The organism is Paenibacillus sp. FSL R7-0333, assembly GCF_038000365.1.
Classification (GTDB): domain Bacteria; phylum Bacillota; class Bacilli; order Paenibacillales; family Paenibacillaceae; genus Paenibacillus_AQ; species Paenibacillus_AQ silagei.
On sequence record NZ_JBBOBZ010000001.1, the window covers coordinates 483,580 to 505,273 of the forward strand.

Here is a 21,694-nt window from a genome sequence, read left to right on the forward strand (position 1 = left end):
TCCTGCGGCAGTTCGGGCGAATAGCGCTGATGTAAGGCAAATAGACCGCCTTCCCACTTACGGGAGGACGGTCTATTTGCTTTCATTTACTCATTAATAGGTTGCTTGTCTGCACCAGTCCCCGCAAACCTGATAAATATGAATACTCCAATCAGGACCACAACGATCCCCGACCAGAAGAACCAGAACGGAACGCCGAACCGGTCGGCCACAGGTCCCGCCAGTGCAAGCCCGATTGGGGAGGACAAAAGTCCGATACTTGTCACGAAGGAGAGTACGCGCCCCAGGAGCTCAGGCTCATAAGACTTCTGGATCATCGCCATGTAAGGGCCGTTGAACAAGGGGGCAGCGGCACCCATCAGGAAGGAGAGGACGGTAAAAGCAAGGAACGCCTCGCGCCCGGCTACCCCGCTCAGGACACAGGTGAGCCCGATTACAACCAGACTCACACTCATGTAGGTGGTGTCCTTCCACCTGGAAGCAAGCACCGACAGCAGTGCACCGCCAAGGATCATTCCGATCCCGAAGACGGCCTCAATCAGGCTGGCACTGTAACCGCCGCGTCCGAAATGGGAGAGCGTCATCAAGGGAAACAGCATCGCCAGCGGCATGAATACCACACTGAAGACCGCCATGGCAACCGTAATCGTGACAATCGGCTTGTGCGACAGGAAGGCCCGCCAGCCAAGACTAAACTCCTTACGGAACGAGGGTGTCTCCACGCTCTCCGGCTTCGGTTGATGAATGTGGACGAACAGAAGCATGACATTAGCGATTAAGGCACCTGCCACATCTAAGAGCAATACGGTTCCTAGTGAAGTAGCCGAGTATACCGCTATTCCAAGCGCAGGTCCAAGGACGCTAGAAGCGGAGAAGATGAGCTGGTTCCAGCCTGCCACCTGGGTGAGCTGGTCTTCCGGCGCAATCAGAGGAATAGCAGCCTGGAACGAAGGGGCATGGAAGGATGAAGCTGCCGAACGAATCAGCAGGATGGCATACACGATCCATAAGCTGGGCTCGCCCCATAGATAATAAGCACCCAGAATCAGACTGGTTAGTGCAATGGCGCTGTCCGCAGCGATCATGGTGAGCTTACGGTTCCACCGGTCCAGCCAGACACCAATGAACGGACCTAAGAGCGCTTGCGGCAGAAACCCGGCCAGACCGGCAAGCATTAACACGGCGGCCGACCCCGTCGTCGCGGTCAGATGCCAGATGATGGAGAATTGAACCATCGCAGAGGTTAGTATCGAGAAGATTTGTCCGCTGAAGATGAAGGCGAACGTCTTTTTCCATTGAATATTCATAAGTGTATACCCTCCCTAATAAAGACAGACCCAAATCCGTAAGTGGACTTGGGTCTGCAACAATTACATGACGGGACAGTGCGAAACCGGGCATCGTGAAATAAGCCGTAGCGGATCGCAACCAATGTCCTTAACGTAAATAGCAGCAGCTCAAAAAAGCCCACACTTGGTGAGAAATCAGCTTTTGTTGGGCGTGCTTACCATATACGTGGAATCATCGGCTGCCATCCTCCTCAAATTTTTATAGCTGGAGCTTAACATTGAACTGTTGGAGGTGTCAATAGAATAGCCCCCGCTCAATAATTAATGTACCCGTCTTCGCGTAAACAGCCACCCGCCAGCTATGAAAACAAGATAAAGCAGCAGGTTGAATCCGGTGCCCAGCAAGAGAGAATCGTTCAGCAGCAGGGTACGGAAGAAGGAGGCCACGTGAACCCGGAGCTCCGGGATGGCTGTTCCGACCGGAATGGCCGCAACTACCAGTACAGACAGCAGCCAGCCTGCGGGGGTGAAGAATCCCGAGACCAGCATACTCAGCAAAGCCATAGCCATCAGGTAAAAGGCTGTTTGATACAGAAAGGAGCCGGCAAAGCCAAAGTCGTTCCAATGAAAGGCGGCGACCAGATCCGTGGCGTTATCATAATTGTGAAAGACATGGACCTGTAAGGCGAGCCATAGGGAGTTCATTAAGGCGACGGCTGCCGCCCAGACGGCAAAAACGGTATGTATTCCCCTGTAATATTGCATCCGGCTGGCGCCCAAATGAACAATCCGTTTGTAATAGCTTAGCGGCAGAGCGATGGCGAACAATGGCAATAGAAGAATAAGCATGTTGCTCTCCGATAGACGGGAGGCGCCCATCGTATCTGTTAGGAAGGTAATTATAAGTTCTGTCGTCCGGCCAAGCACAATAATCATCGGAACCAGCCAGATATAGAGTTTGAGCTGTCTGTAGGTTGCTTTTAAATGAACGGTCAACGCACTCAATCTAGAGACCTCCCTCGATCAAATACAGGAATAGCTTTTGCAGACTCAGCGCCTCGATAGATATGTCCTGCTCACGGGCCAACCGTTTGTCCTTGTCACTCAGCTTCTCGTAAAGAGCGGCAAGCGTGCCTCTTCCATAGTCCTCGCGGTAGATCACCCGTTTGCCGGACGTATAAGATGCTACAGCCTCCGAATTTCCCCGGATCAGATAAGCCGACTGGCGGCATTGCTCCATATCATCCTGAAGAAGGAGGGAGCCTGATTCAAGGATAATGATTCTCTCTGCGACCGGCGCGATCTCATCGATCAAATGCGTGGATAGCAGAATCGTGCGCGGATAATTGGCGTAATCCTCCATAAGTGCCTTGTAGAACCGTTCCCTCATCAACACATCAAGGCTTAGCACAGGCTCATCGTATAAGGTTATCTGCGCCCGGCTCGCGAGTCCGATTACATTTTGGAGCAGCGATTGGTTACCGCTGGAGAGCTGCCGGATCTTCTGGTCCTTATCGATTAGAAAGAGGTCAAGGAGCTCAAGGGCATAAGACCAATCCCACCTGGGATAAAAAGCTGCTGCGGTCTCCAAAGCTTCGATGACTCTCGCTCCCCCGAAGTGCCGGTAGTGATCGCGCACATAGCACAGACCCTTCGGTAACTCTCCCCTGCGCAGCCGCTGTCCGCCAACCTCAATCGTGCCGGAATCTGCCGCAATTCCACCCGCAATCGTATTCAGTAAAGTGGTTTTGCCGGCCCCGTTGCGTCCGAGCAATGCGTAAATGACGCCTTCCTCCAGCTGTAAATCGAGCGCCCGCAGAGCAGGAGCAGAGCCAAAGGATTTGGTCAGATGGCCGCAAGCTAATGCTATACTCACGGATTTCAGTCCTTTCTCAGTTGAGTGATCATGTCAATGATATCGCCGGTGGTCAGCCCAAGCTTGTCGGCTTCGTTCAGCAGCTCGGACAAGAGCTCTTTGGTAAACCGCTCTCTTCGTTTCAACTGAATTTTATCTTTGGCATCGGCCGCGACAAACATGCCGAGCCCTCTTTTTTTGTACAGGATCTCTTCATTGACCAGTATGCCAATCCCCTTAACCACCGTGGCCGGATTAATCTGAAACAGCTGGGAGAACTGGGCAACCGAAAGAATCTGCTCGTCCACCTGAAATGTGCCGTTCAGAATATCATCCTCAATGATATGGGCGACTTGCTGGAATATCGGTAGATTATCGTCAAAAGTGATGGTCATGGCTTCACCATTCGTCCTCTTAGTATGTTACTCATATAACATACCACCATAAGGGATGGACAAACAATTGTCAATCCACAGGATCATAGCTCCAGGTGAACCTGGGAGGCTAATATTGACAGCTTGAACTTTCATGTATTACAGTATGCTACATGAGTAACATACTAACATACTGAAACCGGAAATAACAGCCTCGCTCATGTGGTTGTGTGACCTTTCAGAGAAGCAGAGGAGATGGAAGCAGCAGTGAATAAGCTGATTGAGTTCAAGAATGTAGCCAAGGAGTATCAAGTAGGGGAGGTGACTATCCGGGCACTTGACGGTGTAGACTTCTCCATATCCGAAGGGGAGTTCGTCGTAGTACTGGGAGCCAGCGGGGCAGGTAAAAGCACCATTCTTAACATTCTGGGAGGTATGGATACGGCTACATCAGGCCAAGTTCTTGTCGGTGGCCAGGAGATCACGAAGTACAGCGAGAAGAAGTTAACCCGCTACCGTGGTGAGAAGGTTGGCTTTGTGTTTCAGTTCTACAACCTCATCCCCAACCTGAATGCACTGGAGAATGTCGAATTTGCTGCTGAGGTGTGCAAGGATCATCTGGATGCCAAGGAGGTACTGCACAAGGTGGGGCTAAGCAGCCGGAACCGCAACTTTCCGTCCCAGCTATCCGGGGGCGAACAGCAGCGGGTGGCGATTGCCAGAGCCGTTGCCAAGAATCCGCTGCTGCTGCTCTGTGATGAACCCACCGGGGCACTTGATTATGTGACGGGCAAGGCCGTATTGAAGCTTTTGGAGGACTTGAACAGGGAGACGAACAAATGCGTTGTGCTTGTCACGCATAATTCGGCGATTGCCCAGATGGCGGACAAGATTATTAAGGTGAAGAGCGGCAGAATTGAAAGTATTACAATGAATGAACACAGACAAAGTGCTGAAGGGATTGAGTGGTGAGATGAAGCTTCTATTCAAACTGTTCCGGGATATCAGGCAGTCGCTCGGGCAGTTTTTCTCTTTCGTGCTGATTGTCGCGGTAGGTGCTTTTTTCTATACGGGTCTGGCGACCTTAAGCAATCATTTGAATGATTATACAAAGACTTATTTTGCTGAGCACACATTAAGCGATCTGAATCTGTATTACAGTCAACTTCCGCCAGAGAGTATCGCGCCGCTCAGCCAAGTGGAGGGCATCCATAAGCTGGAGGGGCGGTATACCTTCAATGCCACGGAGGCTTTTGACGGCTACCGTTCAACGCTTAGGATTCACTCTATTCCTGAGAATAATGAAATCAACACGCTGGCGATGCTGGAGGGAGGACTTCCGTCCGGGGCCAACGAGATTGTACTGGATTCCCGTTATGCGGCAGAGCATGACTATGGAGTCGGAGATCCAGTGACGATCCGCGTTCAAGACCAAGAGATGACCTACAGGATCAGCGGCTTAGGTGAGAATGTGGAGCATGCGAAGAAGAATGAAACACAGGATCATAAGCATGAGGGTATTGCTTACGTCAACGAGGCGGCTATCCCTGAGGTTGCAGGCGCTTTTGTCTATAATGAACTGTTGGTGGATGCCAAGGAAGGCTACGATGTGGATCAAATCGGTAAGTCTATAGAGGAGAAGTCCAAAGGCCTGCAGTATCTGGGCCAAGAGAGCAAGGAACGCTCGTTCAGCTATTCGCGACTGAAGGCTACGCTCCATAATAACGGGTTAATGAGCAAGGTCATTCCTCTGGTGCTCTTCCTGATCGAAGCGATTATCTTATTCCTGGCCATGTCCCGAATAATCGATTCCCAGCGGAATCAGGTCGGCATCATGAAGGCACTCGGTGTGAGCCGAAGCAGCATCATGCTTCATTATATGGGCTATCCTGTGCTGGTCGGAGTGGCAGGCTCGATTCTGGGGTACATCCTGTCTGCGACTGTATTTGTGCCCCTTATCGCGGTATCGAATGCAAGGTCCTTCACACTGCCGGGCATACAATTTGATCTGTCGGTTGGCCTGATCTTCCCGCCCATGCTCGTCTCCAGCCTGTTTGGAATGTTTGCATGTTATTTCAGCGGAAGAAATCTATTGAAGGAAAGTGCATCACGGGCCATGCGCCCTAAGCCGCCCAGATCCATACGGCCCATACTCATCGAAAGAATTCCGGGGCTCTGGGGACGGTTGCCGTACAGGTACAAGCTGATTTTGCGGAATATTTTTCTGAACAAGGTTAAGGTTCTGGCAAGCTCCGTCGGGGTGATGGTCAGTACAGTGCTGTTAATCACCGCCTTTGGCACCCAAGCCTCCCTGCAAAAGGTAGCCGGTCAGTTCCGGCAGGTGTACACCTATGACCTTCGTGTCGATTATAAAGCGGGGGAGGTCTTGGCAGGGCAGTCTCTTCCTTCGGGCATCAAAAGCCATTATGCGTTGTCCGCCTTCCCGATTGAACTGAAAAAGAACCAGCAGTCCGAAAAAGCGGAGCTGATCGTCACGGAACCGGATAACAAGCTCATTCATTTCTATGATGACAAAGACCATCCCCTGCATCTGGAGGACCATGGCGTACTGGTGCCCAAATCGTATGCCGACCATTATAGCATTGCGGAAGGGGATACCATAAACATTGCATTTACGGCGTCTGAGCTGGACAACAAGGTGGCAGAGATGAAGGTGCTAGGCATTTCTACACAATATTCAAGCCCGGCTTTTTACATCACGCCAGACTATTTGGCAAGCTTTGGGGTCGTGTACAAACCGTCCACCCTGCTGGTGGAAGCTGATTCCCCGGGAGCGCTAACCGGTATTCAGAGCGCGTTCGGGAACAATCCAAAGGTGGAAGCTATTTCAGGCAAGGATGGACTGGAGAAGGAAGGCCGTTATATTTTGCAGCAAAACAGCTTTGTCTTTATTATGTTTATTGTTTGCGCGGTGATCCTGTCCTTTGGCGCGATCTACACGATCTCGTCGATCAATATGTACGAGAGGAACCGTGAGCTGGCGACGCTCAAGGTATTGGGCTATTACAGGAATCAGATCAACCGGCTTATTTTCCGGGAAAATATAATAATCACCACGGTGGCCGTCATGGCCGCCCTGCCGATCTGCGGCTATGTGTATGAACTGGTCGTACAAGCGTTATCCAGCACTCACCAGCAGATCCCGGATCAATTAGGCATTGTCAGCCTCCTGATGTCGGTGGTGGTTGCGTTCGCGCTTACCCTTATGGCTAACCTGCTGCTTAGACGCAAGGTGACCCGGATCAACATGATCGAATCGCTGAAGGGCCTGGAATAAGGACGGGCGCTCCTCCGGGTGAAAGCCTTCCGATTCCCCAGCACTGTATCCTTAGAACACAAATGCGTTCCTGTGCGGAGGCGGCGAATTCTGATAGGGTAGATATCGTAAACGCTTTCACCTAAGGATAGGAGGGCATCAGGATGAAAAAACGTTACAGGTGGCGGAGTGTGTTGTCGAGGTGGGTCGTGTGCTTGCTGACGGTGAATGTGATCGCCGCTTCAGCAGGGGAGTTCGCAGGCCAGCCGCTGAGCGGCAGGGCATCAGCGGACCCGGCGGCATCGACCTTTGAAGCGAGGGCTGCGGCCTTGCTGGAGTATTTCGACACGCATTCCCCGGAGGAGGCACCGATCCAGAACGGGGTGGATAACCGGTACAAGAATTACGCGAAGTATCACACCTGGATTGCCGAGGCCAGCTTGGAGCTGGGCAACCTCAGCCGGGGGCTGGAGATGGCAGAGGAGGCGCTTACGCGGACCAGCGATATCTTCGATTTCTATTCGGCGATGGACAGCTATCTGCGGTATAAGGATCTGTATACGCCGGAGATGCGGGAGCTGGCGAAGACGGTCATCGGCGGGCATCCCTCCGGGGCTTATGATGGCGGATCAACGGAGAATCATCATCTGATGCACTCGGTGGCCCGCTATTTAGCCGGGCAGGAGTGGCCGGAGGTAGCGGATCATGTGGGGGCGGATAAAGGGAGGGACTGGCTGCTGGCGTTCTTCGACCGGGTGCCGCGCGAAGGGATTATGGAGCAGGATTCCTCCACCTATATGCCGACTTACACCAGCGCCCTGCTGTCGCTGATCGATCATGCTGCCGACAATGAGATGCGCATTAAGGCGAAGCTGACCTATGACTGGCTGCTGGCCCAGTGGGCGCCGGAATGGCTGAAGGGCTATCATGTGACGTCCAGCTTCCGCATGTCCACGCCGGAGTTCGAGCCTAAGCATCCGTCGGAGAGCCTGATTGTGGGCTGGCTGTACTTCGGCGGGGAGCAGCCGGCGACCTTCATGCGCTTCCTGGAATCGAACAATGAATGGTACCCGGACGGCATCTTCGCCATCTCTGCGGCGATATCCAGCTACCGTCCCCCGGCGGCCGTGACAGCCGCTGCACTGGAGCGCACGGCGGATTATGTACACCGCGAGACCTCGGATGTGGGCGGCGATAACGCTGAAGGCTTCAAGCGCTATACCTACATCAACAAGGAGTATGGAGTGACCAGCACCTACAATGGCTACGGCGGCGGTCCGCTCTACCGGGATCAGGTGCATGAGGGGCAGGTGAAGTGGGTGTCGGACCAGCCGAACAGCACTTTCTTCATCAATCAGCCGCTGAAGGATACGTCGAATGCCAACGTGCAGGGGCAGCTCCGGGTGGATGGGGCAACGGGCAATCTGCAGACCTTACAGTACAAGGGCACCCAGGTATCCGTGATCAAAATGAAATCCAGTGACGCATACCCGTACCTTCGCGGCCTGGTCTCGACAACAGCGCTGAACGGGGTGCTGGAGCAGGACGGCTGGATCTTCATGGATGCCGGTCCGGTCTATATTGCGGCGAAAATGACGGCCGGCTCCTATGCCTTCTTCGAGGACGATGGCCGCTACCGCTGGTTCAAGAATACGGCGCTGCAGAACGGCATCATCATTGAGACGGCTCCTGCAGCGGACTATGCAGCGCTGCAGGATTTCGCCGATGCGGTCAAGCTGCTGCCGGTCGATGCCTCTGGCGTGTCTGCGGTAAGTCCGAGCCTGACCTTCACGAACCTGGAGGGCAAGGTGATGACGATTACTTATGGCGGAACGCGCAGTGTGGACGGCGCCCCTTATGATTACGCCAACTGGCCGCTGCTCGATAACCCGTGGATGCAGCAGGAACGCCAGGGAGTGCTGACCCTTCAGACGGGAAGCGGGACCTGCACCTATAATTACGCAGTGTGGTCAACGGCCTGTCCCTCCGGTACCCCTGCCCAGCCTGACCTCGTGGTGAACGAGATTGGCTGGACGCCGGATAACCCGGCAACGGGAGACAGTGTGGTGCTGCAGGCGGAGGTGCAGAATCTGGGCACAGCAGCCATTCCTGCCGCCAGCGGAGCGGTGCTGCAATTCAATGTGAACGGGACGGCGGCCGCCACGGTGCCGCTGCCTGCGCTACAGCCTGGGGAGAAGGCGGTTGTATCGGCAGGAAGCACGCAGAGCTGGCAGCCTCCGGCAGCGGGGACTTATACCATTACGGCGATTGCAGACGCTGGCGGCCAGCTTACCGAAGCGCAGGAACATAACAACACACGTATAAGCAAGCTTGTGCTGTGGAACACGGCCTTTGCCGAACCATTCGACAGCGGTGCAGCGGCCGGATGGAGCACCACAGGCGGGCCGTGGACGGCTGGCGTATCAGAGGCGGTCTACCGTGCAACCGCACTGAACGGCTTGCAGCTGGCGTCCTATACCGGCAGCGGCTGGAGTAATTATTTCGTTAAGACTAACATGCGTATAGATGGCACGGGCAGTGGCGCTACACCATCAGCGGGACTGGTAGGCCGTTATCAGGATGCCAACAATATGTACTATCTGCGCTATAACTGGACGACCGCGCAGCTTCAACTGCTTAAGATTGTGAACGGGCAGAATACGATTCTGCGCAGCGTCAGCCAGACGATAGACAACGGCACTTGGCACACCTTCGGACTGAGATTCGAGGGCACAACAATCACAGCCTATCTGGACGGGGTGCAGCGGTTCATCCTGGTGGACGCGGGTCTCTCTACCGGAGGCATCGGCCTGCGGGCGTATAATGCAGCGGCTTCCTTCGACAATGTGCTGGTGCAGACGCCATAACAGGAGATTTATAGAAATAGAGGCGGACGGGCAGACAGCCCGGGGCCTGCGGCAGCAAGACGCAAGGCGCGGCACCCTTCCCGGATTGACGGCGGGGCGGCTGCGCCTTTTTCCCGTTTCCGCATCTTCAGCCTAGTATGCTATATTGGGAATAATGAAGCGGATACAGGGGGCTGGAGGATGTTCTTTTTCATAGTAATGCTTGTAGGTTTCGGTGTGTTCGTAGCGCTTGCCTATATATTCAATGCGAAGCATAAGCTCGTGATGCCGCTTGTCAGCGCGGTGGCGGTCAGTATGCTGGTGCAAGTGCTGGAGCAATTCTATATGAGCAGCATTATTGTCGTGGCGTTCATTCTGTATTTCATCATAAGCAGCATCAGGACCTTCAAGCATGAACAGTTCCAGTTGATGGTAGCTATCTTGTTCAGCACGTCCGTTGTTACTCTCATCATAACCTCAACCTACTTCAAGCAGCCTGTGGTTCCCTCCGAAGCGGAGATGGTCAGGGTGATGTTCATCTATTACCCGCTGCTGATTCTGTTTATCTCCTGCTATACCTACATGCTACTTAGTGTATTCAATTTCAAGCTGCTGCAGTCCGGGAACCCGCTCGGGTATGTGATGGGTAAGGTGCGGGGCTTCAGGCGTATGATCCGTCTGCTCTGGATCGCTTCACGCAAAGGGCTGAATCATCTGCTCCAGCAGGATCATGCGAAGCTGCCGCAGGTGATTGCTGCCATTCTGGATAACATGGGCGGAGTCTTCGTGAAGTTCGGGCAGGTCTTATCGACCAAAAAGGATCTGCTGCCTGCGCAATACATCGAAGCGTTCTCCAGCCTGCATGACCAGGTTAAGCCGCTCAGCCGGAAGGAGCTGAAGGAGATCATCGACAGCAGAATCGGCGATCTGGAGGAGACGTATGAAGACTTCGGAATGGAGCCCATTGCAGCCGCTTCGATCGGTCAGGTGCATCTGGCACGGCTGAAGTCCACGGGAGAGAAGGTAGTTGTCAAAATCCTGCGGCCGGATGTGAAGCAGAAGATGAGCGTAGATCTGGATCTATTAATCCAATTCGTGACCCGGCTCTCCGAACGCTCCTCCAAAATCCAAAGACTCGGCTTAATCCAGCTCGCCCAAGGCTTCAAAACGAATCTGATTGAAGAGACGGACTTCGACATCGAAGCGCTGAATACCAACCTGCTGCGCCAAGCATTCCAGGAACACGATATTCCGATACAAGTGCCGAAGATCTACGCCGAGTACTCGACCAAGCAGATTCTGACCATGGAATATATTGAAGGGCACCGGTTCACCCGAAAGGTGAGCAGCGATGTGTCCGAAATGATCATGCACGCATTCCTGCAGCAAATTCTGATGATCGGCATCTTCCACGCCGACCCGCATCCCGGCAATCTGATGCTGACCCAAGACGGGAAGGTCGCGCTGATTGACTTCGGTTCCGTGGGTTATCTGACGGAGGAGGAGCGGGCCGGGATGTTGAATTTCCTGATGGGATACAGCCGGAAGGATACAAAGCAGATGGCCCAGGGTCTGGCCGGAGTCTGTGAAGAAGGGGAGCTGCTGGATGTGCGAATGATCGAGCGGCGCCTCGGCAGACTTTTGTCCGAAGCCTCTTTCTCGCCTGATCCGACCAGTGTCATGATGAGACGGCTGATGTCGATGATTACCGAGCTGGGGATGTCCTTGAAGCCGACGGTGGCTGGGGCTTTCCGGGCGATTATTACCCTGGACGGGACCTTGTCCTCTGTAGATGAGTCGTACTCTCTATCCGCAGCAAGCCAGTCCTTCGCAGACCAGATGGATCAGGGGCAGATCGTCAAGGAGCAGCTAAGCAAGGTCAAGGGTCGGCTGGAGGACTATATCCCGAAGCTGCTGGAGCTGCCGCTGCTGAAGGACAACCGGATCACCCTTGCGCGTGAGGACAATCATAGTCTGACGGATTTCGTGGGGACGCTGACGGTCGGGATGTTCACGGTAATCTGTATGGTGATCATGCTGGCCAGCTTCTGGGTGCAGGGGGAGATCATGCGGTTCGTCCTGGCTCCCTTATCGATGTCAGGCTTCGGCACGGGGATGATTATTCTGATGATGTCCGTGATTAAGCAGTTGAAACCCAAGGGCTAGAGGAGGACAGAAGAGATTATGGCAGGTGTGGTTAGGCAGAGTTCAATAGCGGATTGAGACACAAACAACCTCAGAGACTCCTCTGGGGTTTATTGTCTGTAGAGGGGGCCTTGGCTGGCGGCTACAAATCCCAAGGAGTTATGATATAATTTAGCTTTACTACAGCCGGATAAGGGATTATCCCGGCACGCATAGAGAGGTACTTCATATGATAAATAATTTCTGGCGTGAATTGCCACGCCCTTTTTTTATACTGGCTCCGATGGAGGATGTGACGGATGTGGTGTTTCGTCATGTGGTGAGTGCGGCGGGCCGGCCGGATGTGTTTTTTACGGAGTTCGTCAATACAGAGAGCTATGCCCACCCGGAGGGGAAGCAGGCGGTGCGGGGGCGGTTGACCTTTACCGAGGATGAACAGCCGATGGTCGCGCATATCTGGGGGGACAAGCCGGAGTATTTCCGGAAGATGAGCATCAGTATGGCCGAAGAAGGCTTCAAGGGCATCGATCTGAACATGGGTTGTCCTGTAGCGAATGTAGCCGAGAACGGGAAGGGCAGCGGCCTGATCTGCCGTCCGGGGACCGCAGCGGAGATCATTCAGGCGGCGAAGGCCGGAGGACTGCCTGTCAGCGTCAAGACCCGGCTCGGATTCAGCAGCGTGGACGAATGGCGGGGCTGGTTGACTCATATTTTGCAGCAGGACATTGTGAATCTGTCCATCCATCTGCGTACGCGGGAGGAGATGAGCAAGGTCCCGGCCCACTGGGAGCTGATTCCTGAGATTAAAAAGCTGCGGGATGAGATCGCGCCGGATACCCTGCTGACAATTAACGGGGACATAACGGACCGGGAGACTGGCCTTAAGCTGGCCGCAGAGTATGGGGTGGACGGGATTATGATCGGGCGCGGGATTTTTCATAATCCGTATGCGTTCGAGCAGGAGCCAAGGGAGCACAGCAGCAAGGAGCTCCTGGATCTGCTACGGCTGCATCTGGACCTCCATGATCACTATTCGGCGCTGGAGCCCCGTTCGTTCAAGCCGCTGCCCCGCTTCTTCAAAATCTACGTCCGCGGCTTCCGCGGCGCCAGTGAACTCAGAAATAATCTAATGAACACCAAGTCCACCCGCGAGGTGCGTGCACTGCTGGATGAATTCGCAGGCAAGGAGCAAGACGGGGCGGAGGAGCTTGGGGACTCGAGGGAGGGCGTATGAGAAACTTTATTATTTTCGGAGCAAGCAAGGGCTTGGGAGAGGCCTTCGTCAAGGCGCTGCCGGAACCAGGCGATCAGGTCTGGGTGGTCTCAAGAACGTATCCGGATAGCATGAAGCTGGAGGATGGGGTTCAGCGGACCTGGATTGAGGCTGACTTGGCGAAGCCGGATGCTGCGGGGCGAATTGCAGAATCATTGAACAGCGTTACCCTGGACGTATTCATCTATAATGTTGGCGTATGGGAGAGCAAGGGGTTCAGCGATGACTATGATTTTGAGCAGGATGATCCGGCTGAGATTTCCAGCATTATTAACATCAATGTGACTTCGGCGATTACGTGCATCCAGAAGCTTTTGCGGAATCTTAAAAAGTCAGAGAACGCCAAAATCTTCTTGATTGGTTCTACGGCAGGCCTGGATCATAATGACTACACCCAGGTCTCGTTCGCCGCTTCCAAGTTCGGTCTGCGCGGGATTGCCAATGCGGTTAGGGAGCATGTGAAGCCGTACGGCATCGGTGTGACTGTCATCAATCCTGGTGAGATTGCTACCCAGATTCCGCTGGAGGCGGGGGCCGAGCCTGTCTTGTCCGCCTATAATGGTGCGCAGATTCCGCTTCAGGATATCGTATCCCTGGTGCAATGCGTCATGAACCTGTCCAAGGCTTCCTGTGTGAAGGAAATCAATATTCCGGCGATGCTGGACTCGAATGCGTAGGGATGAAGGAGTAGTCCATGTCCAAAAAGTACATCAAGATAACCCGAATAACTATTCTCATCATTGCCCTGCTGATCGCAGCCGGATTGGTGTTTCCAACGTGGACACCCCGAATTCAAGGGGAACATAGCGTAAGTAAGTTGGAGCAGATCCGGATTAACGGCACAGGACATGAAGTCATGATCAGAGGAGCAGACCAGCGCAATCCGGTAGTTATTTTTGTGCATGGCGGTCCCGGCTGTTCGGAAATTCCATATGTGCGGAAATATCAGGATTTACTTGAGCAGAACTTTACCATTGTGCACTATGATCAACGCGGAAGCGGCAAGTCGTATCACTTTGGAGAAGATTATTCTAATTTATCCACGGACCTGCTTGTCGATGATTTGCTGGCATTGACGGACTACGTGAAGCAGGAATTCGGACAGGAGCGGGTGCTGCTGATCGGCCATTCTTTTGGCACCTATATCGGGATTAAAGCGGCTGCCAAGTCCCCGGAACGGTTCACCGCTTACATCGGAATCGGGCAGATGGGCGATCTGGGAATCAGCGAGCGGGATAGCTGGAATTACTCCATGGAACAAGCCACGCGAGCCGGTAATACCAAGGATGTTGCGCGGTTAGAAGAGCTTCGGGCTCTCATAGAAGCAGGCGGGCAGCTGACGCCAAGAGACTTGGTTCGCAAATATGGCGGGGCCGCGAGATTAATAGACGATAACCGGGATTATTATGCAGGGTTCCTCTTGAACCCGGAGTACAATCTGCTGGATGTGATCCGCTACATGAAGGGTGTTTCCCTGTCACAGGATATTTTGCTGGATGAAGGGGCTAAGAATTATATTACGAGTGTTGTGGATAAGGTAGACATCCCCGTTTATTTTGTGATGGGACAATATGATTATATGACTTCTGTTCACGCGGCAAAAGAATACTTCACAGCACTGAAGGCACCGGTGAAGGAATTTGTTATGTTCGAGCAATCGGCCCATTATCCTCAGTTTGAGGAGAAAGAGCGGTTCGCGGAGTGGCTCAGACAAACGGCAGGTAAGGGGGAGGAGCATGAGCTATAAAAGCTTAATGTGCGGGTTGCTGGTCTTGTGTATATCCCTATTAGCAGCATGCAGTTCTGGTTCTTCAATAAGCGATTCCGAGAAGCGGCAGATGGTGGAGCAGGTGAGGATCGTTGAACAGAGTGAGTATAATCTCCTTAACCTTCATAAATCATATAGACAATATCATAAAGCTGTAAATGAACTGGTAAGTGAAGAATATTGGGCATCGATCAGCGGCGAGATTGTATTCGGATATGATGCTGCAACATACACCCGGGATGATCTGGCGAATATGCCGCAAGAGGAGTACGACATATTCAAAGAGCGTATGCTTCATATCCTTCGTGGAGCGGAAATGGATAAGCTTAGTGCAACGGTTCGCATATCGGATGTGTATGCAGGGAGTAGCTCCAATCAAGCCAACATATACACGTTCGAACATAAAGAATTGAAGGATCAGCCGTACACTGCAACGACTAAACAATATTCCCTGGAGAAACGCAGCGGAGAATGGCTTATTACCAAAGTAGAGCAAGATAAATTCACTTATGGAAGCGGGCAGACCTCAGCGGAACAGGAAAAAGGAATTAAGGCTCTGCGCTATCAAGTCCATGATGGCAAGGATATCGGTTATCCGACAGTGATCGTGTTGCCTGGAACCTCAGATTCATCCTAACAAGTCCAACCCGAAGAAAGCACTCTTTTTGGGTGCTTTTTGGGGCCGTCACTCTTTCATCAGACGTACGACTTGCCTTAGGGTTGCGGAGAATCAGACTTAATAGAATGCCAGCAGCCGCGATCCGCGCGGTCAAGGGGAGAGAGGTTTTAGAGTGGAGCATCTGTCACAGTATACTTACGTTCAATCGATCGCAAAAGCTACTATAAGTCAATTACAGGGGATAATTAAAGAAGGCATCACAGAAAAGGAAATCGTCTATAGAGCCGAAGAGATTATGAGAGATAAGGGGATTCATAGTTTTTGGTATCACGGTGTAGGGGCATTTGTTCACGTTGGAAAGAGAACAATTAGGTCCGAGTCGGGTAAGGAGTATAAGCCTTCGGATACATTGGTCCGCAGAAATGATATCGTGACCATAGATCTTAGTCCAGAGATTAACGCCTATTGGGGAGACTATGCACGAACACTAATAGTGATTGATGGAAAAGTAATTGCCGAAGACGCACTTGCACATCCCGATAATGAATCTGCACTAGAATTTTCACATGGAATTAACGCCGAAAAGGAGCTCCATAACAAATTTATGGATTATGTAAGACCGGGCATGACTTTTGAACAAGTCTACTTATATATGAATGAGGTTATCCAACAACTTGGTTACATTAATCTTGATTTTTCCGGAAATTTGGGGCATACCATCGAATTCGATAAAGATCACAGAAAATACTTTGAGTCCGGGAATAAGATGAAGCTTAGTGAAGGATCACTATTTACATTTGAGCCGCATATTAAGCACAGAAATGGATTGTACGGTTTTAAACGGGAGAATATTTATTATTTCCGTGATGGAGAATTACTTATTTTATAAGAACGTACGCTGCGGGACGGATTCCAGAACCATTGAACGGCGTTACCTTGGACGTATTCATCTATAATGTTGGCGTATGGGAGAGCAAGGGGGATACGAATGCGTAAATGAACTGAGGACCGGATGAATGGCAGGGGATAATGCTGGAGCCAACAAGCCTGTCCTCTATTTTGTTATATCTACCCAATCGTAATACTTCCGCCATGTACCTGGGACCCGATATAAGCGAATATAGACACAGAAGCGTCGGGTGATCCCGAACATAGGAGGTTGAAAAAGATATGGCTTATACAACGATAGACGGCGTGCGGGTCTGGGGGAATCCCGATCCCGGAGCGATGGCGCAAGCCAAGATGTGTGCGGAGACAGGAAATGTGGTGCAGACGCTGCTCATGGCGGATCATCATAAAGGCTACAGCCAGCCGATCGGCGGCGTGGTCGTATACGATGGACAAATTTCCCCGTCGGGTGTGGGGTATGATATCGGATGCGGGAATAAGGCGGTGCGGACCGGCTTGAAGATAGAGGAGCTGCGGCCGCGGCTCTCAGGGATTATGGATGAGATTGCCCGCAGAATCTCCTTCGGTGTAGGCCGGGTTAATAACGAGCGGGTGGAACACGAGCTGTTCGACGACCCGGATTGGGCGGTGTTCAAGGCGGTGGGCAGCGGAGTACATGATAAGCTGAAGGCCCTGGCGCAGAATCAGCTCGGTACGGTCGGCAGCGGTAACCACTTCGTAGATATACTTGAAGAAGAGGCAACGGGTCGGGTGTGGATTGCCAATCATTTCGGCAGCAGAGGGTTCGGGCATAAGACGGCGAGCGGATTCCTTAACCTGGCAGCAGGCAGAGACTTCCTGGCGAATGCCCCCGGGGAAAAAATGGATCAGCCGCCCGTTCTGCTCGACCTGAACAGTGAGCTAGGCGATATGTATTACAGAGCGATGAAGCTGGCCGGTCGCTATGCTTATGCGGGAAGAGACTATGTCATCGAGCAGGTCTTGGCGATTCTGGGAACGGAAGCGGATCTGGCGGTGCACAACCATCATAACTATGCCTGGAAAGAGACGCATAACGGGAAGGAAGTCATCGTTGTCCGCAAAGGGGCTACTCCGTCGGCGCCGGGCCAGACTGGTTTTATCGGGGGCAGCATGGGAGACATCTCCGTGATCGTCCGGGGTAAGGACAGCGAGGAGAACCGGGATGCTTATTACAGCACCGTTCATGGAGCAGGCCGAATCATGAGCCGGACCCAGGCTGCGGGCCGTATGAACTATAAAACCCGCACCCGCAGCGGCGGTCAAATTACGACAGCGCAAATGCTGGAGGCGGTCCGGCAGTTCGGCGTAGTGCTGCGCGGCGCGGGGACGGACGAGAGTCCTTTTGTCTACCGGAAGCTGCAAGAAGTGTTGGACGCGCACGCCGGGACCATTGAGGTTATGCATGTGCTGAAGCCTGTGGGCGTATGTATGGCGGGCGCGGATGAGTTCGATCCGTATAAGGATTGAGGGGGGGATTCATGTGCGTCAAGATAAGGAAGATGGACAGCTTATCATCAACCCTAAGTCGGTTACACTGGATGAAATCCTGTCTTGTATTACCCCAGATAATATCCATCACGAAGTCTCCACAGGCGGGCAGCAAGGACGCGAAGTATGGTAACATAGAACTTCAAGAAGAGGCCGACAGGCCTTTTCCCATTTTCAATAGGGAGGGATTACATGTCCTGGAGCAAACTCAAGCAACAACTGGAGGGCTTCCTCAGTCCATCCTTAGAGGGACGGGTAGAGTATCGTGCGCCCGCTTACCGTTATTCGCCGGATAAATCAGGCACCTGTTATATTACGGTGGACAAGAAGAACATTCTCAGCATGACCGATAAGTCTAGCCCCATCCGCTGGTATTCGTCCGAGCTGGAGGTCAAGAATGACCCGGAGCTGCATATCTCCGTCACCCATGAAGACATTGAAGCAGTCAGACTGACGGCCAAGGGGCCCATCCCTGAGGACCGCCTAATCATCATGGCCCGAAGCCGCTTAACCACCGAACACGCCAAGGCATTAATGTTGGCCCAGAGTGCCCTGACGAAATCAAATTTCATTGTGGTGGCGAATAAGTTCCTGGTTACTCCTATCGAGGAGAGCCTTGAGAGCAGTGATATGGTACTGAATATTCTGGCTCTGATGGACCGGAGAGTCGGGCGGAAGCGGATCGAGGGGATGGCCGGGAAGATGCAGCGGAAGCATCCGGCGGTGGAGTATTTCTATGATCTGCGTCGCGGGGCATTATGACTGTTACAGCTGCTGCCGTTGGAGCGATTCGCTACGCTTAGCGTTTCCCGGCAACCAGCATATATCCGGCCCCCCGGACTGTAATGATCCGCTCGGGATGGATAGGGTCTTCCTCGATTTTTTTGCGCAGATTACTGATGTGGACCGCCACCGTCCGCGTATCCTCCAGACTCTTCATCCCCCAGATGAGGTGAAACAGCGTATCGACAGAGACCACTTGATTCACGTTCTGTGCCATGTAGGAGAGCAGGCTGAATTCTTTTTTCGACAGAAAAATCGTTCTGCTGCCCATATGGACCGACTGTGCATAGAAATCCAGCGTCAGTCCCGGCAGCTCCAGCAGCTGTTCCCTTCTGCCTGTGGATACCCTGCGGAGGTGAGCCTTGATCTTGGCCATGAGTACGCCCGGACTGAACGGCTTGGTCACATAATCATCCCCGCCATACGATAAGGCGCTGATCTTCACCTCATCCTCCTCCTGACTGCTTAGGAACACAATCGGGGCATTCGTGTAATTGCGTGCGTTCTTGCACCAGTCAATGCCGTTCTCATTCGCCAGCAGCACATCCAGCACAATCAGGTCCGGGTTAAATGACCCAAGCTGCATCATAGCATCGGCTCCGCTGTGGCAATACGAGGACTCGAAGCCTTCCCGCTGGCAGTATAGCTGAACAATCTCACAGATATGGGGATCGTCGTCGACGATCATAATTCGGTATGTGTCCATTCTATTGTCACTCTCCTGCTTCCTGAATCAATGGCAATATGACCTGGAAAATCGACCCCGTCTTCCCGTCGCTCTCCGCCCGGACACTCCCGCCATGCGCTTGTACAATTTCCCTGCATATCGCCAGCCCGAGCCCGCTACCTTCTACGCCCATGTCCAGCCCCGGCCGGTCCACCCGGTAATTGCGGTCGAAGATCTGCTCCAGCTGCTCTGGAGGAATACCCATGCCGGAGTCTTGTACGCTGATGACCACACACCGCGTATCGTTCACTTCGTCCACATCTAAAACAAGACGCACCAACCCGCCGCCAGGAGTGAACTTCATCGCATTTGACACCAGATTGAATAGTGCCTGCTCTAATCGTTGCGAATCAATCCGGGCAACAGGCAGGCCGGCGCCCAGGTCTACTGTATCCCCGATGTCCAGATCGAAATCCAGCCCCGCATCCCGCACCACCAGCTCATATTGTTCATAGAAGCCGCGCAGGAACTTAGTCACCTGGACCAGCTCCATCCGGTATTCCACTTGCCCCGTCTCCAGATGCGACAAGAAGCTCAGCTCTCCGATCATGCGGTTGATCCTTATCGTGTTATCGCGGATATATTTCAGATACTGTTCATTGCTCTCCGGCTTGACCCTATCCATCACTGCCTCGACATAACCCAGCATACTGGACAGCGGCATGCGCAGATCATGCGTAATGTAGGCCAGCAGCTTCTTCCTGCCTTCCTCGGAGTGCAGTAACCGCTCATACGATAGGCGGAGATCCTCGTGGGCTGCGGATAAGGCATGGGTGCGCTCCAGCACGATCTGCTCCAGATTGGCATTCATCCCGGTCAGCTTGAGATTGGCCTCCTGCAGCTCCCGGGCAATCCGTTCTTCATTCGTTGCTGCCCTTGTGAATCTTGAAGAGAGCAGCAGCATCTGGGCGACCGTGAAGATGAGCAGTCCGAACGGCGAGCTGTTCCCGATGGGGGACCATTCGTTGTAATACAGGAAATCGTTGATCACCGTAGCCAGAGCCACCACCGACACCAGCAGGAAGATCAGTGCACCCTCCATCCGCCGCACCGCCGCATGAGCCAGCCCCACCATCAGATACACCATATGGAGAACCACGACCACACCTATCAGCAGCAGCATCCGGGAATAGACGAGGGCAGGGGTCACCACAACCACCAGACAGAGTGCGCCGGTGACGATCCGGGAGCCATAGCGGAACCAACGCGACACGTAATCCGGGAAAATGCACTCAAAATACATCGTGATTATCCACCCGCCAAGGCATAGAATCAGATACTCAAGCTTGAACTGCAATTCCCACGGAAAATGAGGCAGCCACTGGGTAAGCATAAGCTCGCCGTTCAGCAGGGAGCGGATCGCGAACATCACAGTGAACAGACCGAAGTATAGCGGTGCCCGGTCCTTACGCCGCAGCATGAACAGCAGCAGATGATACACGCCGATCACCAGCAGGCTGGCAGTGATGAACATATCCGCAGAAATCCTCAGATGGGTCCGGACCGTTAACACATTACTGCCACCCATTTCAATATTCTTAGTGATGCCGCCCCGCTTATGATGGAAGTTCGCTACCTGCATCACCAGCTCCACCGTGTCGCCTTCAGGCTGGAAGAACACCAGCTTCGTCGCCAGACGCGGCGTCATGCCCTCTTTGTCCTGATCCACCACACCGACTTCAGCTAGCAGTTCTCCATTCACCCACAATTTATACGCATGAAAAATAGTAGGCAGCCTCAGAGCCAGCCGCTCCTTGCTATCCTGCTCACTAAGCCGGATCGCCAGCCGGAAGGTGGCATAACCTTCTCCCTTCAGCGTTTGCCCATCCAGCGGGTAGCCCAGCCAGGAGCTGGGAATGTTGATATACCGGTTCCGCTCAGCTGATTCCCCGCCTGCTATCCGGCTTTGAATATCCCCGGGCGAGAGCAGCTTGTGCCAATAGAAGGCCCATTCTCCCTGTAACTTCAGCGGATTCGTACGGATAGAGGTATGTGTTAGATCCAGAAGGCCTTCCTTGCTTCGGGGCTTGGAGGCACCCGGCGTTGCAGACAGGATGGCATAGCTTGCGATCAGCCCGATAACCACGACCACAGCGATATGTAACCAGATATTACGAGAACCGGACCTTAGTATACCCCTCATGATGAAGCCGACCCCAATCTACAAGATTCGTCATTCTTAAGCTCATTGCCTTAATGATAGCATCATTGCCGAAAATTGTGTGAAATTGCACTATTTAAGTTCTCTTTTCTTTCATTAAGAGGCTAAATTCCCGTGTAGAATGCTAGATAAGGAAAAGGATATGTCGAAAATTGTAAG

General features: G+C 53.0%; 18 protein-coding genes. 12 read left to right on the forward strand and 6 right to left on the reverse strand.

The window, feature by feature from the left end; genetic code table 11:
* Positions 1-86: 86 nt before the first annotated feature.
* The 4 genes from MKY86_RS02045 to MKY86_RS02060 form a co-directional block, all read right to left on the reverse strand.
* Positions 87-1,307 (reverse strand): MFS transporter, encoded by a 1,221-nt coding sequence (locus tag MKY86_RS02045; RefSeq protein WP_076080265.1) that lies wholly within the window; start codon positions 1,305-1,307, stop codon positions 87-89.
* Positions 1,308-1,610: 303 nt separating this feature from the next.
* Entirely contained in the window at positions 1,611-2,294 is a 684-nt protein-coding gene (locus MKY86_RS02050; protein WP_076080267.1) for a hypothetical protein, read from the reverse strand.
* A gap of 1 nt (position 2,295) precedes the next feature.
* A complete protein-coding gene (locus tag MKY86_RS02055; RefSeq protein WP_076080269.1) occupies positions 2,296-3,165 on the reverse strand; it encodes an ATP-binding cassette domain-containing protein in 870 nt (289 codons plus the stop codon).
* 5 nt (positions 3,166-3,170) lie between these two features.
* On the reverse strand, positions 3,171-3,539 hold the full coding sequence (locus MKY86_RS02060; protein ID WP_076080272.1) for a GntR family transcriptional regulator: 369 nt from the start codon (positions 3,537-3,539) through the stop codon (positions 3,171-3,173).
* A gap of 246 nt (positions 3,540-3,785) precedes the next feature.
* Here MKY86_RS02060 and MKY86_RS02065 point away from each other — a divergent pair, with 246 nt between their 5' ends.
* From MKY86_RS02065 to MKY86_RS02120, 12 genes are all read left to right on the forward strand, one after another.
* Positions 3,786-4,490 carry an ABC transporter ATP-binding protein gene (locus MKY86_RS02065; RefSeq protein ID WP_036730990.1) on the forward strand — a complete coding sequence of 235 codons (705 nt, stop codon included), beginning with the start codon at positions 3,786-3,788 and terminating at the stop codon, positions 4,488-4,490.
* A 1-nt stretch (position 4,491) separates the two neighbouring features.
* On the forward strand, positions 4,492-6,816 hold the full coding sequence (locus MKY86_RS02070; protein ID WP_076080274.1) for an ABC transporter permease: 2,325 nt from the start codon (positions 4,492-4,494) through the stop codon (positions 6,814-6,816).
* Positions 6,817-6,959: 143 nt separating this feature from the next.
* Positions 6,960-9,662, forward strand: a complete 2,703-nt coding sequence (locus tag MKY86_RS02075) for a CARDB domain-containing protein (protein ID WP_083685321.1) — start codon at positions 6,960-6,962, stop codon at positions 9,660-9,662.
* 180 nt (positions 9,663-9,842) lie between these two features.
* The gene (locus MKY86_RS02080) at positions 9,843-11,807 is read left to right on the forward strand and encodes an ABC1 kinase family protein (RefSeq protein WP_076080280.1); all 1,965 of its coding nucleotides are present in this window, start codon (positions 9,843-9,845) and stop codon (positions 11,805-11,807) included.
* A gap of 208 nt (positions 11,808-12,015) precedes the next feature.
* A complete protein-coding gene (locus tag MKY86_RS02085; protein WP_076080283.1) occupies positions 12,016-13,020 on the forward strand; it encodes a tRNA dihydrouridine synthase in 1,005 nt (334 codons plus the stop codon).
* Entirely contained in the window at positions 13,017-13,736 is a 720-nt protein-coding gene (locus MKY86_RS02090) for an SDR family NAD(P)-dependent oxidoreductase (protein WP_076080286.1), read from the forward strand. The genes MKY86_RS02085 and MKY86_RS02090 overlap by 4 nt, the downstream gene beginning before the upstream one ends.
* A gap of 17 nt (positions 13,737-13,753) precedes the next feature.
* Positions 13,754-14,806: an alpha/beta fold hydrolase gene (locus tag MKY86_RS02095; protein WP_076080288.1), complete on the forward strand. Its 1,053-nt coding sequence runs from the start codon at positions 13,754-13,756 to the stop codon at positions 14,804-14,806.
* On the forward strand, positions 14,796-15,464 hold the full coding sequence (locus MKY86_RS02100; RefSeq protein ID WP_076080290.1) for a hypothetical protein: 669 nt from the start codon (positions 14,796-14,798) through the stop codon (positions 15,462-15,464). Before MKY86_RS02095 ends, MKY86_RS02100 begins: the two co-directional genes overlap by 11 nt.
* Positions 15,465-15,618: 154 nt before the next feature.
* Complete coding sequence (locus tag MKY86_RS02105) at positions 15,619-16,335, forward strand: M24 family metallopeptidase (protein WP_143803773.1); 717 nt, start codon at positions 15,619-15,621, stop codon at positions 16,333-16,335.
* 281 nt (positions 16,336-16,616) lie between these two features.
* Positions 16,617-17,843 carry an RtcB family protein gene (locus MKY86_RS02110; RefSeq protein WP_076080292.1) on the forward strand — a complete coding sequence of 409 codons (1,227 nt, stop codon included), beginning with the start codon at positions 16,617-16,619 and terminating at the stop codon, positions 17,841-17,843.
* A 13-nt stretch (positions 17,844-17,856) separates the two neighbouring features.
* The gene (locus MKY86_RS02115) at positions 17,857-17,997 is read left to right on the forward strand and encodes an AbrB/MazE/SpoVT family DNA-binding domain-containing protein (protein ID WP_340825899.1); all 141 of its coding nucleotides are present in this window, start codon (positions 17,857-17,859) and stop codon (positions 17,995-17,997) included.
* A 59-nt stretch (positions 17,998-18,056) separates the two neighbouring features.
* Complete coding sequence (locus MKY86_RS02120) at positions 18,057-18,626, forward strand: SF0329 family protein (RefSeq protein ID WP_076080296.1); 570 nt, start codon at positions 18,057-18,059, stop codon at positions 18,624-18,626.
* Positions 18,627-18,663: 37 nt separating this feature from the next.
* Here MKY86_RS02120 and MKY86_RS02125 read toward each other — a convergent pair whose 3' ends face one another.
* Together MKY86_RS02125 and MKY86_RS02130 are read right to left on the reverse strand one after the other, a co-directional pair.
* Positions 18,664-19,353, reverse strand: a complete 690-nt coding sequence (locus tag MKY86_RS02125; protein WP_076080298.1) for a response regulator transcription factor — start codon at positions 19,351-19,353, stop codon at positions 18,664-18,666.
* A 7-nt stretch (positions 19,354-19,360) separates the two neighbouring features.
* Positions 19,361-21,517, reverse strand: a complete 2,157-nt coding sequence (locus MKY86_RS02130) for a sensor histidine kinase (RefSeq protein ID WP_076080300.1) — start codon at positions 21,515-21,517, stop codon at positions 19,361-19,363.
* Positions 21,518-21,694 lie beyond the last annotated feature (177 nt).